13 protein-coding genes and 1 pseudogene are annotated in these 14,401 nt (G+C 39.9%); 13 read left to right on the top strand and 1 reads right to left on the bottom strand.

Annotated elements, in window-relative coordinates:
* The first annotated feature begins 18 nt into the window (after positions 1-18).
* The 11 genes from J7I93_RS16680 (at position 19) to J7I93_RS16730 (ending at position 11,104) form a co-directional block, all read left to right on the top strand.
* On the top strand, positions 19-681 hold the full coding sequence (locus J7I93_RS16680) for a GntR family transcriptional regulator (RefSeq protein ID WP_214727021.1): 663 nt from the start codon (positions 19-21) through the stop codon (positions 679-681).
* A gap of 52 nt (positions 682-733) precedes the next feature.
* Positions 734-1,933 carry an ATP-grasp domain-containing protein gene (locus J7I93_RS16685; RefSeq protein ID WP_214727022.1) on the top strand — a complete coding sequence of 400 codons (1,200 nt, stop codon included), beginning with the start codon at positions 734-736 and terminating at the stop codon, positions 1,931-1,933.
* Positions 1,934-2,851: a succinate--CoA ligase subunit alpha gene (locus J7I93_RS16690; RefSeq protein ID WP_214727023.1), complete on the top strand. Its 918-nt coding sequence runs from the start codon at positions 1,934-1,936 to the stop codon at positions 2,849-2,851. It begins immediately after the preceding gene.
* Entirely contained in the window at positions 2,848-4,212 is a 1,365-nt protein-coding gene (locus J7I93_RS16695) for an MmgE/PrpD family protein (protein WP_214727024.1), read from the top strand. Before J7I93_RS16690 ends, J7I93_RS16695 begins: the two co-directional genes overlap by 4 nt.
* Positions 4,194-4,835, top strand: coding sequence for a succinate dehydrogenase/fumarate reductase transmembrane subunit (locus J7I93_RS16700; protein ID WP_214727025.1), 642 nt, complete (start codon positions 4,194-4,196; stop codon positions 4,833-4,835). Before J7I93_RS16695 ends, J7I93_RS16700 begins: the two co-directional genes overlap by 19 nt.
* Before the next feature lie 118 nt (positions 4,836-4,953).
* A complete protein-coding gene (gene sdhA, locus J7I93_RS16705) occupies positions 4,954-6,729 on the top strand; it encodes a succinate dehydrogenase flavoprotein subunit (protein WP_214727026.1) in 1,776 nt (591 codons plus the stop codon).
* A 16-nt stretch (positions 6,730-6,745) separates the two neighbouring features.
* Positions 6,746-7,495 (top strand): succinate dehydrogenase iron-sulfur subunit, encoded by a 750-nt coding sequence (sdhB, locus tag J7I93_RS16710; RefSeq protein WP_214727027.1) that lies wholly within the window; start codon positions 6,746-6,748, stop codon positions 7,493-7,495.
* On the top strand, positions 7,492-9,033 hold the full coding sequence (locus tag J7I93_RS16715; RefSeq protein WP_214727028.1) for an FAD-binding protein: 1,542 nt from the start codon (positions 7,492-7,494) through the stop codon (positions 9,031-9,033). The genes sdhB and J7I93_RS16715 overlap by 4 nt, the downstream gene beginning before the upstream one ends.
* Positions 9,034-9,056: 23 nt before the next feature.
* The gene (locus J7I93_RS16720) at positions 9,057-9,902 is read left to right on the top strand and encodes a fumarate hydratase (protein WP_214727029.1); all 846 of its coding nucleotides are present in this window, start codon (positions 9,057-9,059) and stop codon (positions 9,900-9,902) included.
* A gap of 11 nt (positions 9,903-9,913) precedes the next feature.
* Complete coding sequence (locus J7I93_RS16725; protein ID WP_214727030.1) at positions 9,914-10,477, top strand: Fe-S-containing hydro-lyase; 564 nt, start codon at positions 9,914-9,916, stop codon at positions 10,475-10,477.
* Positions 10,478-10,711: 234 nt separating this feature from the next.
* Positions 10,712-11,104: a VOC family protein gene (locus J7I93_RS16730; protein ID WP_214727032.1), complete on the top strand. Its 393-nt coding sequence runs from the start codon at positions 10,712-10,714 to the stop codon at positions 11,102-11,104.
* Between the two features lie 54 nt (positions 11,105-11,158).
* Here the strand turns inward: J7I93_RS16730 and J7I93_RS16735 are convergent.
* A pseudogene (locus tag J7I93_RS16735) lies at positions 11,159-11,314 on the bottom strand (aldehyde dehydrogenase family protein); the annotation flags it as partial.
* Positions 11,315-11,570: 256 nt separating this feature from the next.
* Here J7I93_RS16735 and J7I93_RS16740 point away from each other — a divergent pair.
* A complete protein-coding gene (locus J7I93_RS16740) occupies positions 11,571-12,962 on the top strand; it encodes a sigma-54 interaction domain-containing protein (protein WP_251025879.1) in 1,392 nt (463 codons plus the stop codon).
* A gap of 393 nt (positions 12,963-13,355) precedes the next feature.
* Entirely contained in the window at positions 13,356-14,366 is a 1,011-nt protein-coding gene (locus tag J7I93_RS16745; protein WP_214727035.1) for a TAXI family TRAP transporter solute-binding subunit, read from the top strand.
* Positions 14,367-14,401: the final 35 nt, after the last annotated feature.

Here is a 14,401-nt window from a genome sequence, read left to right on the forward strand (position 1 = left end):
ATAGGAAAGGATTTAAAAATGTCATTGAATCAGGATTTAAGAATTGAAAACAGAGATACATTGCACTTAAAAGTATGTAATGTTATTAGGGAAGCCATTATCAGAGGAGATTTTAAACCTGGAGAACGATTAAAACAGTCCGATCTGGCTGAGAAAATGGGTGTTAGCAGGATGCCTATTAGAGAGGCATTCAGAAAGTTGGAATCAGAGGGCCTTATAAGGCTTGAACCACATAAAGGGGCCGTCGTGAAATCCATTAATATTGAGGATATTGAAGAAATATATGCTTTAAGAGCTGAGCTTGAAAAAATGGCTGTGTACCAAAGTGTGGATTTGCTTACAGAGGAAGATGTAGAACAGCTTACTTTTCTGGTAAATGAAATGGAAAGAACAGATGACGTTGATACTTTTATTCAATACAATATTGAGTTCCATCGAATGCTGGTAAAACGGTGTAAGTGGGAACGGCTGAATTCATTTATTGGAACATTATGGAATGGATTTCCTCAGCAAACGCCTCATCTGCTTTCAGGCCAGCAAGAGACCTCGAATATTGAACATAGAAAAATAGTTGAAGCAGTCATTAATAAAGACAAAGAAACAGCGGCTAATCTTTTATCTGAACATATTTTCCGAACCGGCGAATCATTAATTAAAAGTTTAAAGGAAGAAGGGAAATAAACTTTCCCTTTTTTATAAAATGGATCCAATATCCAATAGGAGGAAAACAAGAATGGGGCGAATGCTGGAAGATGTAAGTAAAACAATCCTAAAAGAAAGTGGAATTCCTGTACCAGGACATTCAGTCATTTCAAATAGTGAGGAAATTACGGATCTGCACCTATCTAATCCATGTGTTTTAAAAGCACTTGTGCCAGTAGGAAAGAGAGGTAAAGCAGGAGCTATTAAGTTTGCAAATACTGTAGAGGAAGCAAAAAGGAAAGCAGATGAAATACTGGAAATGACAGTTAGGAACTTTCCAGTTGAAAAAGTGCTGCTAGAAGAGAAGATTGATATTGATGAAGAATGGTATGTTTCAATTACAATTGATTCTCAAAAGCAAGTTCCAGTAATTATTGCTACAACTGAGGGTGGCATTGAAGTAGAAGATCTTGTAAAGGATGCACCTGAAAAGGTTGTGGTTTTTCATGTTGAACCATTCTCTCAGCTTTACCCATACCAGGCGAAAGAAATTTGGAGCAAGCTGGGTGTTACAGGAAAGCCTTTAGTTAAAGCAACGGCCATTCTTTGTAAGCTATATGAAGTGTTTATAAAATATGACAGTTATATTTTAGAGATTAACCCTTTGGTTCTGACAAAGGATGAGAATGTCATTGCAGCCGCTTCGGTAATGGGAGTGGACGATGCTGCACTTTACCGGCACCCAGAGCTTGAGGGAAAGGTGGAATCTGGAAGTGAGCGGTCCTGGAGACCTTTAACCGAACTGGAGAAAGAAATGGTAAAAGTCAATGACGCAGATTATCGCGGCACTGCTCGATATACCGAAATGGATGGCGGAGAAATTGGTTTTATGTGCGGAGGCGGAGGAGGAAGCTTGCTTAGCTTTGATGCCCTCACTAATTTAGGTGCACACCCGGCAAATTACACAGAAACAGGAGGTAATCCTTCAGAAGAAAAAGTAAAAGGATTGACGAAAGGCATACTTTCCAAAAAAGGAGTTAAAGGCCTTTTTGTAGCGCATAACATTACCAATAATACACAGATAGATGTTATGGCAAGGGGAATTGTAGAAGCAATACATGAATTAGGCATAAACCCTAAAACTTTTCCTATCGTAGTAAGGGAAGCCGGTGTAAACGATGAGGAAGGCAAAAGAATTTTCCTTGAAGCAGGCATTACTTATTTTGGAGAAGACCTGACAATCGAAGAAGCGGCAGCGGAAATGATTAAAAAGATGAAGGGAGTGTCTTAAATGTCAATTCTAATCGATCATAATACAAGAATGGCTGTACAGGGAATAACAGGCAGGGAAGCTTCCATGATCGTCAGCCATACGCTCGCCTATGGAACAAAGATATTTGCCGGTATTACTCCAGGGAAAGGCGGACAGCATGTTCAAGGTGTTCCGGTATACGATACAGTGGCTGAGGCAGTTAAAGTACATGATATCAATGCATCCCTTATAGTTGTCCCTCCCGCGTTTGCCTTAGATGCTGCACTTGAGGCAATAGCTAACGGCATAAAGCTGATTGTGGTTACAACAGAAAATATACCTCAGCATGATGCAGTAAAACTATTACATGCTGCACGTAAAGAAAAGGTCACGATTATTGGTCCCAATACAGTGGGATTGATCAATCCCAAGGATAGAATCAAAATGGGATCCATAGGCGGCGACCGCCCTGAACGTTGTTTTGTGCCTGGAAGTGTAGGTGTCATTTCCCGCAGCGGCGGAATGACAGCGGAAACATCCTGGATGGTAAAAAGAGCAGGTTATGGAGTTACAACTAGCATTGGCATTGGCGGCGATAGTTTAATAGGATCAACGATCAGGGACCTTCTTATTCTTTTTGAAAAGGATGACGAAACAGAAGCAGTTGTTACCTTTTCGGAACCGGGAACGTCTTTTGAAGAAGACGCGGCCAAATTATTAAAAGAAGGAGGGTTTACAAAGCCGCTTATATCCTTTGTCGCTGGTAAATTTACTGAATCAATGCCGGAAGGAACTGTTTTTGGGCATGCCGGTGCCATGATTTCAGGAAATACTGGACGCCCTTCACTTAAAATGGAAGCGCTTAAGGAATCAGGGGCCCATGTGGTAGAACAGTATGATGATATTATCAGCGTTTTACAATCTGTATTAGGAGCGAAGGTGGGGGAAGTAAAATGATACTAACCAAAACATTAGCTGAGTATGCCAATAAAATAAGTTTCGAAGATTTGCCTGACGAAGTAGTAGAATTTACGAAATTATGTATTTTGGACTGGTACGGATCTGCTCTTGCCGGCAAAGATGAAAAACCGGTTCAATCTATAAAAGAATTGCTAAATGAATGGGGAGGTAATGAACAAGCAAGCCTAGTAACTGGCGGTAAGTCCTCCATTGGCAATGCCTGCCTGGTTAATGCTGCAGCAAGCCATATTGTTGAGCTGGATGACATTCATAAATCTTCCATTATTCATGCCGGGACTGTGGTTATTCCAGCTGCAGTAGCAGTGGCAGAGGCGTATCAGCTAAGCGGAAGAGAATTAATAACTGCTGTGGCGGTTGGGTATGAAATCTGTTATCGAATTGGGGAAGCAGTGTCCCCTTCACATTATTATTACTGGCATAACACAGCTACATGCGGAACTTTTGGTTCTGCAGCTGCTGTGGCTAAACTTCTAAAATTATCTGTTGAGCAGACAATGTATGCACTTGGAAATGCTGGTACTCAGGCTGCTGGGTTATGGGAATTTATTGAAGATGGTGCCAATACGAAACAGCTTCACACAGCAAAAGCTGCGTACAATGGGGCTCTTGCAGCCCTTCTGGCAAGGAAGAACTTTACATCTGCTTCCAAAATCCTGGAAGGCAGAAGAGGCTTCTTTAATGCGATGTCTGAAAAATATGATCCTGAAAAAATCACCATGAATCTCGGCAGTGAATTTAAAATAATGGAAAATAGCTTTAAAATTCATGCATCATGCCGACACACCCATCCAGCAATGGATTGTATCCTGGACATCATGAAAGAAAACTCCCTCCAACATGATCAAATTCAAAATATCTCAATCGGCACTTATCAAACAGTCCTTAATATTACTGATAACCCTACTCCTAAAACTGTATACGCTTCAAAATTCAGCAGCCAATTTTGCGCCGCTCTGATTGCTGTTAAAGGCTCAGCCTCATTAATTGATTATAATGAAGAGATTTTGCATTCACCTGTAATAAACGAGCTAATGAAAAAAGTGGATGTGCAAGAGGATCCATACTTTGAAAATGCATATCCGCAAAAATGGGGAGCTAAAGTAATTATTACACTAAAAGATGGAAGAACTTTCATTGAATCAACTGATTACCCAAAAGGAGACCCTGAAAAAGCAGCTTCGAGAAAAGAACTCATCGAAAAGTTTAAAACAATGACACGGGATAAGATCCAAGATGCTGAAGAACAAGTTGACGCTATTTTACGCTTGGAGGAAATACAAGTTTCAGAATGGATAGCAATGGAAGTGAGGGAAGAGTCGTGCAAACAGCCACAGTGACGCCTCTTTCATCTTCCAGAAAGAAATTTATCCTATCCAGACTGCATTCACTAGCGGGAATTATCCCGCTAGGCCTTTTTTTAATTCAGCATTTAATGGGGAATGCCTTGGCTATTTTCGGAAGTGAAAAATATGATGAACATATTGAATTTATGCTTAGCCTGCCATTTCTCTTTATCCTTGAAATTGGATTTATAGCAATTCCTTTATTCTTTCATGCTGTCTATGGAATCTATCTTTCTTTCATTTCAAAGCCAAATGCACATGTGTACAAATACAATCGGAATATTAGTTTTCTGCTCCAAAGAGTAACAGGAATTATTACCTTTATTTTCGTTATTTATCATGTTTGGGCGCTTAGGATAAGTCCTGCTATCAGCCAAATCGAGGTTAATCATCAGCTTGTGAGCGAACATCTCGCAAATCCATTTATGATGATTTTTTATATGGCTGGTGTACTCAGCACCACTTATCATTTTACTAATGGGCTTTCAACTTCACTTATAACCTGGGGAATAACTGTGGGTCCTTCTTCGCAAAAAATTGTCATGAACCTATGCTTCGGAATTTTTATTATTCTGGCTGGCCTGGGCCTGGGAAGTTTGATTTCATTTGTTATGTAAACTTTATGCTAAGTTAAAGTTTGGCACCCTTTGATTGGAGTGGAAGGTCGGGACCTCAACTTTTATACACAAAAAGGTCAATATTTATGATCTGAATTTAAACGGGAGAAGGGATACCATGCAAAATCAGGAAATTATAGTGATTGGCGGCGGCTTAGCCGGGTTAATGGCTACTATAAAAATTGCAGAAGCAAAAAAGAAAGTGAAATTATTCTCCCTTGTTCCAGTTCGCCGTTCACATTCGGTATGTGCACAAGGCGGAATAAACGGGGCGGTAAATACAAAGGGAGAGGGAGATTCAGTATGGGAACACTTTGATGATACGATATATGGCGGTGATTTTTTAGCCAATCAGCCTCCTGTAAAAGCAATGTGTGAAGCAGCTCCGGATATCATTTATTTATTAGCCAGAATGGGGGTTCAATTTAATCGCACAGAAGAAGGTCATATTGATTTCAGGAGATTGGGAGGAGCAAAATATTCAAGGACGGCTTTTGCAGGTTCCACAACAGGACAGCAAATTCTTTATGCCCTTGACGAGCAGGTTCGAAGATATGAAGCGGAAGGCTTGGTTGAGAAGTTTGAATATTGGGAATTGGTATCGCTTATTAAAGATGATGAAGGAAAATGCAGGGGAATTACAGCCCAAAATTTAAAATCTATGGAACTTCAAACCTTTAAGTCAGATGCTGTTATTTTAGCCACAGGGGGAATAGGTAATATATTTCGGAAAAGCACCAATTCCATTATAAATACCGGGAGCTCACATAGTATTGCGTACCAGCAAGGGGCCAGGTATGCAAACGGTGAATTTATACAAATTCACCCGACAGCTATCCCGGGAGACGATAAACTCAGGTTAATGTCAGAGTCAGCACGCGGTGAGGGAGGAAGAGTCTGGGTTTACCGCGATGGTAAACCATGGTATTTTCTTGAAGAAAAGTATCCCGCTTACGGGAATCTGGTACCAAGGGATATTGCAACACGGGAAATTTTTCACGTTTGTGTAGACCTCAAGCTTGGAATCAACGGGGAGAATATGGTTTACCTTGATCTTTCCCACCTTCCTTCAGAATTATTGCAGCGCAAACTTGGCGGAATTCTTGATATCTATGAAAAGTTTGTCGGAGATGATCCAAGGAAGCTGCCGATGAAAATATTCCCGGCCATGCATTATTCAATGGGAGGCCTCTGGGTGGATTATGACCAAATGACCAATATTCCTGGCCTGTTTGCATGTGGAGAATGTGATTACCAATATCATGGAGGTAATCGGCTTGGAGCCAATTCATTAGTTTCAGCAATCTATGGCGGAATGGTTACAGGCCCGAATGCAGTCAGTTATGTAAATAGGCTTGAAAAGTCCTGTGAAGACATTCCATTATCCCTTTTTGAAAAAGAACAAAAAAAACAAGAAGAAGAAATTGAAAAGATCTATAAGATGAACGGCAGTGAAAACCCATACCAGCTTCATGTTGAAATGAGTGATTGGATGGTGGACAACGTAACAGTGGTTAGGTATAACGACCGGCTCCAGCAAACAGATGAGAAGCTTCAGGAACTTCAGGAACGCTTCAAGAACATCGGAATAGATGATACATCCAGATGGCATAACAGAACCGTTCCCTTTGTCCGACAGCTTAAAAATATGCTTGAGCTTGCAAGAGTTATTACGGTAGGAGCTCTTAACAGGAATGAAAGCAGGGGAGCGCACTATAAACCTGAATTCCCCGTAAGAGATGACGAAAATTGGCTCAAAACAACAATTGCCACCTATACCCCCTTCGGTCCAAGCCTATCTTATGAGCCGGTAGACCTAAAATATATAGCTCCAAGGCCAAGAAGATATGACATTGTCACTTCAGGGAAAAAAGAAGAAACATCTAACACATAGAAAGGAAGGTGATAACATGGCAGCAGCTTCTATTAAGCTGAGAATCAAACGCAAAGATGCTGAAGGTGAAGCATTTTACTGGGAGGAATTTAACATCCCTTTCCGGAAAAATATGAATGTTATTTCAGCGTTAATGGAGATACAGAAAAATCCTGTTAACGCACAGGGTGAAAATGTAAGATCAGTAGCTTGGGAGTATAATTGCCTGGAAGAAGTCTGCGGTGCTTGCAGCATGAAAATAAATGGAAAAGTCAGACAAGCGTGTTCGGCATTGGTTGATCGCCTGGAACAGCCTATTATTTTAGAGCCAATGGAAACCTTTCCTGTTGAGAAGGACCTCGTTGTTAATAGAGAAAGAATGTTTAGTGCCCTCAAGAAAATTAAAGGCTGGATTCCCATTGATGGAACTTATCCTATGGGTGCTGGTCCGCTGATTTCTTCTGATGCACAGCAGGAAGCATACAAATATTCCACCTGTATGACCTGCGGATGCTGCCTGGAGGCTTGTCCCAATGTAAATAGCGGTTCTCCCTTTATTGGGCCTCAGGCATTAGGGCAGACAAAATACTTTAACATGCATCCAACGGGGGCTCAGCAGAAGGATCATAGATTAGAAGTTATAATTAGCGAGGAAGGGATAGCAAACTGCGGGAACTCCCAAAATTGTATTCAGGTCTGCCCGAAAGAAATACCGTTAACAACTGCTATTGCCGAATTAAATGAAGATGCAAATCGTTATGCATTATGGAGCTGGCTAAGGGGATGAGAGCAATCCAATATTATCATTATGATGTTATGGTTATAGGCGGCGGGCAGGCAGCATTGGCTTCTGCGATTTCCGCAAAAGAAGAGGGAGCATCTGTGGCTTTGGTCACGAAGGGAAAAGCAGGGCTTGGTGGATCCTCAGTTATTTCTGATAGTGTGCATTCAGCCATTTTTTCTCCTGAAGATTCTCCGGAACAGTTTATCCAGGATATAGTAGAAGGCGGCAGACATTTATCTGATAAAAGGTTAGCTAGAGCTTTAGCTGAAGAATGTACGGTCAGAGTGAATGAACTAGAAAGTAAATTTGGTATCAGCCTTGAAAGAGAAAAAGTGATTATTACTCCTGGCCATTCTCAACCGAGAAGAGTTTACGCAGGAACAGGGCTTGGAAAAAACATTACGAAACCAATGCGTGATTATGCGATTGAAATAGGAATTGATTTTCATGAACAATCTGCAGTTGTTGACTTAATAAAAGATAATAATGAAGTAAAAGGTGCACTGATCCAAAATAGCAAGGAGTTTCAAATTATCTATTCGCCAGCAGTTATTTTGGCAACCGGCGGTTTTGGCGGTCTTTACCAGTCTTCGGATAATCCAAGGGATGTTTCCGGTGAAGGAATCGGCATGGCCTGGAGGCATGGGGCTATTCTAGTTGATATGGAATTTGTACAATTTTATCCGTACCGTCTTCAGCAGCCCGCAAATGTGGATGTTATGACAAAGATTTTTGCAAAAGGTGCGTTTCTTGTAAATGAGAAAAGCGAACGGTTTATGGAGAAGTTTCCTAAAAAGGAGCTAGAAACAAGAGATACGCTCAGTTATGCAATGTATAAAGAAGATAAGGTACTGATTGATTTTTCTGGTGTGGCAGAAAAAGTGCTTCAGCATGACAGTCCATATCTGTATCGACTATATCAAAAAGGGAATTCGGGTGAGTGGATTATGAGCCCTGTGCAGCATTACTGCATGGGGGGGATACAAACAGATGAATGGGGCAGAACCAATATTCCGGGTCTCTATGCTTGCGGAGAAGTGACAGGAGGACTGCATGGTGCTAACCGTCTAGGCGGAGGTTCCTTAACAGAATCACTTGTTTTCGGCTACCGTGCTGGAAAGATGGCTGTACAGGAGAAGTCATCTGAAGACATTTCGGGCATTATGAATTTTGAAATACATGAATTAATTAATAACCCTTCAAATATCGATGAATCTGAAATAATCAAAAAAGTAAAAGAGATTATGTGGAAAAAGGTGGGAATTGAAAGAACCTCCCGTTCCTTGGAAGAAGCAGCTGATGAACTAAACCTGATTGCATTAAATTTAGAGAAAGAAATCAATATACAGGCACTCCAGCTGCGTGATAAAGTTCGGGCTGCATGGGCTTCTGCTAGTGCAGCAGCAGCAAGAAAAGAGAGCCGCGGAGCTCATAAACTTCAGGATATTAAGGAAGAAAAGAAGGAATGGGAAGGCAAAAATCGAATTCACAAAACAAGCATCCAATTTACTCCTGCAGCTTCTAGAGCTGAAATGCCGTAAAGATGGAAAAGGGGGAAGATAAGATGAAAATCATTACTTATGGGGAGATTGTTGAACAGGTAGCAAAGATGTGCCAGGAAGCAAATTTTGAGTTAGGGCAAGACGTCGTTGAGGCTTTTCAAACAGCCCTGAAAAATGAAAAATCTGAAACTGGCAAAGACATATTGGAGCAGCTGATTCAGAACGCAGATATAGCCAAAAGCGAGAGGGTCCCTATGTGTCAGGACACTGGCGTTTCGGTATTCATTGTGGAAATTGGACAGGAATGCCATATTACCGGCGGCAGTATTTACGATGCGATAAATGAAGGAGTCAAAAAAGGATATGAAGAAGGTTATTTAAGGCATTCTATTGTTGATCATCCAATTACCCGGGAAAAAAGCAAAGGTTACAATACACCATCCATCATCCATCTTGAAATGATTCCAGGTGATGAAATGATTATCCACATGTCCGCAAAGGGAGGCGGAAGTGAAAATATGAGCAGCTTAAAGATGCTGAAGCCATCAGATGGACTTGAGGGCATAAAGGAATATATCCTCGATACGGTAGCAATAGCCGGGCCGAATGCATGTCCTCCTTTGGTAGTCGGAGTAGGGATTGGCGGCAATTTTGAAAGATGCGCTTATTTAGCAAAAAAGTCATTGTTCAGGCCGATTGGCCACCGCAGTGATCGCCCCGAGCTCGCGCAGCTGGAAAATGAACTAATGGAAGAAATTAATAAACTGGGTATTGGCCCTCAGGGCATGGGAGGAAACACTACTGCTCTTGATGTGAAAATTGAGATAGAGCCCTGCCATATCGCAGCCTTGCCAGTAGCAATAAATTTAAACTGCCATGCGAGCAGACATAAAGAAGCCAGACTGTAGGAGGAATTCAGTTGTCAGCAACTAAAGTTATCAGCCCTATTGATGAAGATGTATTGTTAAATTTAAAAGCAGGCGAGCGGGTTTTGATCAGCGGTACTATATACACCGCAAGAGATGCCGCTCATAAAAGGATGTCGGAAGCACTCCAAAAGGGTCAAGGACTTCCTATTGATATTAATGGCCAAACAATCTATTATGTTGGACCAACTCCAGCCAAGCCAGGACAGGTTATTGGATCAGCAGGTCCGACAACCAGCGGAAGAATGGATAAATATACCCCGTCTTTGCTCGATCGAGGCTTAAAAGGAATGATTGGCAAAGGATATCGGAACCAGGAAGTTATAGATTCCATGAAACAGAATAAAGCTGTATATTTCGCCGCAATAGGCGGATCGGGTGCACTGATTGCCCGCTCTATTAAAGCGATGGAAGTGATCGCATATGAGGATCTGGGCCCTGAGGCGATTCACAAATTAACCGTTGAGAATTTTCCCGCAGTTGTAATTATTGATAGTGAAGGCTCAGACTGGTACCAATTGGGGAAACAGCAATTTAACGAGCAGGAAAACCAGTGAAAAATTATAAATTGCGAATGAACGAAACTCTGATGGTAATCGGAGTTTTGTTTTTTTATTTGGCTCTTTTCGTATAGATTGTTGTTTTTGGACTATAAAGGTCGCCCGTTGAATTCCGCTCCAGTCACGCAGCGAACCNNCCCTCCGCTCCAATCAACTCAGTAATTAAAACTAGTTTGTAAGCAACAAACTTTGCGAAGACAGCCTTTTATTTAAATTTAGGAGGTAAGATGTATGAAAATAGAAAGATTAGATCACCTGGTACTGACGGTACAAAGTATTGAAAACACCTGTGTATTTTATAAATTAGTTTTAGGGATGGAGGTTATAACCTTTGGTGAAGGCAGAAAAGCTCTTCGGTTTGGAAACCAGAAAATCAATCTGCATCAAAAAGGGAATGAGTTTGAGCCAAAAGCTCACAATCCATTGCCAGGTTCAGCAGATCTTTGTTTTATTACTAAAACGGAAATAAGTGAAGTAATGAATCATTTACAGTGCTGCAATATTGCAATTGAAGAAGGACCTGTTGAAAGAACAGGGGCACTTGGCCCCTTAATGTCAGTCTATATTAGGGATCCAGATGGGAATCTTATTGAGATTTCCTGCAGTACTCTTTCAAATAACTAAATTGATAAAAAAAGACTCAAAGCTAACGTTTAGGGTCTTAGATATTTTATATTCCTATAATTTTATTGAAACATATTTTACTTCCAAAAATTCATCAAGTCCATGGTGTCCACCCTTGCGGCCCAGTCCGCTTTCCTTTAATCCGCCAAAAGGCGCTTGTGCTGCGGACAGAAAACCGTCATTGATGCCAACTATTCCAAATTTAAGCTTTCCCTATGACTTTAACCATCTGATCAAATGGGTCTTGATCAATGGATCTAAAAATGCTCTCATTTGTAATAATGCAAGTCTTGTGCCAAAGTTTTCGCTGACTTAATATTTTGTGTTTGATATAATAAGGATAGCAATGATTCGACAGAATATAAAATTATTTTAAATAAATCTGAATTTACTTTTTTAATATATTTACGTTGCGTTTTTGCAACAGAACTTTCGTTTTCGCAACAGAAAGGAGCTTTAATAAGTGATGATCGAGACTGAACAGATTAAACATCATAATAATTTTGAAGACTGTCTTGAACTAGAAGCAGCAATTCATGCATGTCAAGAAGGAATTTATATTTGTGATGCAGACCTGAGATGTGTCAGGTTAAATTCTGCCTATACAAGAATTACTGGACTTACTGGAGATGAGTTAATCGGCAAGACAAGTATTGAACTAGAAAAGAACGGAACAATTTCTAAGGCTGTAGCTGTGATTGTGAAGAGAGATAGAAAGGTAGTTTCATTAATTCAGAAATTCAGAAGCGGAAAAAACGTTTTAGTTACAGGTACACCTGTATATAAAGACAGGAAGCTTTTTAGAATTGTCATCACAGCAAGAGACTTATCTGAGTTAAACCAGCTCGAAAATCAATTAAATGATGCCCAGGAAAGATCTGAAAGGTATCTAAGGGAGCTCAGCTTATATAAAGAACATATTAAAAGTGAAAAAATTGTTGCAAATAGCCCGCAAATGAAACAGATACTTAATTTAATACCTAAGGTTTCCAAAGCGGATTCTCCTGTTTTATTGCTGGGGGAATCTGGTACAGGGAAAGAGGTTTTGGCAAGGCTTATTCATGAGACAAGCAGTGGGGGAGACAGCCCTTTTATTAAGGTAAACTGCGGGGCAATTCCGGGTGATTTATTAGAATCCGAACTTTTTGGCTATGTGAAAGGGGCTTTTACAGGAGCAAGTGAAAAAGGCAAGCCCGGACTTATTGAGATTGCGGAAAACGGAAGCTTATTTCTGGATGAAGTAGGTGAGCTGCCCTTAAAGCTGCAGGTAAAATTATTAAGGGTCCTGCAGGATTTCGAAGTAACGCGGCTTGGAAGTACAAAATCCAAGAAGGTAAGTTTCCGCCTCATATGTGCCACAAACCGTCCATTAAAAGAAATGATGGAAAGGGGGGAGTTCAGGGAGGATTTATTCTACCGAATAAACGTTCTTCCTGTAACTATTCCACCATTGCGGGAAAGAAAAGAGGATATTATCCCTTTTATCTTAAAAACAACCGAAAAACTATCCTCCAGATATGGAACACTCAAAACAATATCTCCAGATGTATTAAAAATATTTGAAAGTTATCATTGGCCAGGGAATATTCGCGAACTGGAAAATGTGATCGAACGAATTTTTATCATGACAGATGAAAACTCCATTACAGTTAAGGATCTCCCGTCAAATATAGCTGCAGATAAAGTCAGTAAAGACACTTATACCTTAAAAGAAAAAATGCAAATCATTGAGCGGGATATAATAGAAGACATGTTAAAACAATGCTCCAGTCTAAGAGAAGCTGCCAAAAAACTTGGGGTTGATGCATCTACATTGACAAGAAAATGCCAGAAGTATGGGATTTTCGTACATAATTAAAAGAACTTGGGATCGAATAAATCTTTTATTCGGTCTTTTTATTTGTTTTCTCTTAATATCTTAAAAACCGATAACACTATAGGCATTATGAATACAATAAATATATTTGTAATATTTACAATATTTAAAATATATGATAGTATCAGTCTTAAATTAAATATTGTCGACAATATATTTATCCGCCTATTTTCTTCAGTTATCTTCACTCTCATATTCTATTTTGTAATTCAGATTCTAAATGATTTTCTTCTGAATGAATTTGTAAACGCTTTAAAATTTTATTTTTTGGCCTTAAGGAGAATGACTTAGAAAAATAGACATCATTCTCATGAACAGAGAGGAGGAATGTGAAACTTTTTTATTAAGTATTTAGACTAAGGAGGGACATAGTTTATGAAATTTTTTAAAAGCATCATAGTGATATTTTTTCTGGGATTTCTAGTTGCATGTTCTGCAAATGTTGATGGAGAAAATAGCAATGGAAAGGGCGAAATTATTAGCTTATTTGCTACAGATAGTTCGTCATCCTATTATGGCTACAATGTAGGTATTGCAAATGCAATAAGTACATTAAATCCGGAAATTCAAGTATCAGTAGTTGAAACTGGCGGATCAAGTGATAATATGCAGCGATTGAGTAAAGGCGAAGGAAAGATGGCATTGGGGACTTCTCCAAGTGACTATCAAACTTATTTCGGTGAAGGGGATTTTAAGGATATAAAAAATGAAAATATCCGGGCTTTGTGGTATTTTGTCCCATCACCATTTAACTTTATTGTCTCAGATTCAGCTAACGTGAATAGCTTTGAGGACTTAAATGGTAAAGACTTTTCTTTTGGCGGTTCAGGAACCTCCACTGAAAAAGTGACGACTGCTGTTTTTGAAACAATTGGTATTCAGCCAAAATCTTATGCTGGCAGTATGTCAGATGCACAGGCTGCTTTTGCCGACCGTAGAATTGTAGGCTTAACAAAGACAGGAACTCCTCCTGATTCATATGTTCAAAAGACAGCAGCAGAGCAAAAAATTAAATTGCTTGGTTTAACGGAAGATCAAATCAAAAGCATAACAGAGAAACTTCCTTATATAGGAACAAATACGATCCCGGCAGGCTCCTATGAAGGAGTTGATGAGGATATTAGTACAGTACAATTCACGATGAGTATTCTTCTGGATAGCTCTGTTTCCCAAGAAACTGGATATAAAATGTGGAAAGCTATGTGGTCTGAAGAAGGGAAGAAAATATGGCTGAATTCATTTTCTGCAGCTGCTGATGTTGATATACCAGAACTTACGCTTGGTTCAGCCATTCCTCTCCATGCAGGAGCTGTCCAATTTTTAAAGGAAAATGGTTATGAAGTTCCAGATGAGATAATTCCGCCAGAATATAAAGAAGTTAACTAATAACCTAATAGTCCCCTTCTTCCCTTGCAGAAAAG

Source organism: Bacillus sp. ISL-47, from assembly GCF_018613175.1.
In the GTDB taxonomy this organism is placed as follows: domain Bacteria; phylum Bacillota; class Bacilli; order Bacillales; family Cytobacillaceae; genus Cytobacillus.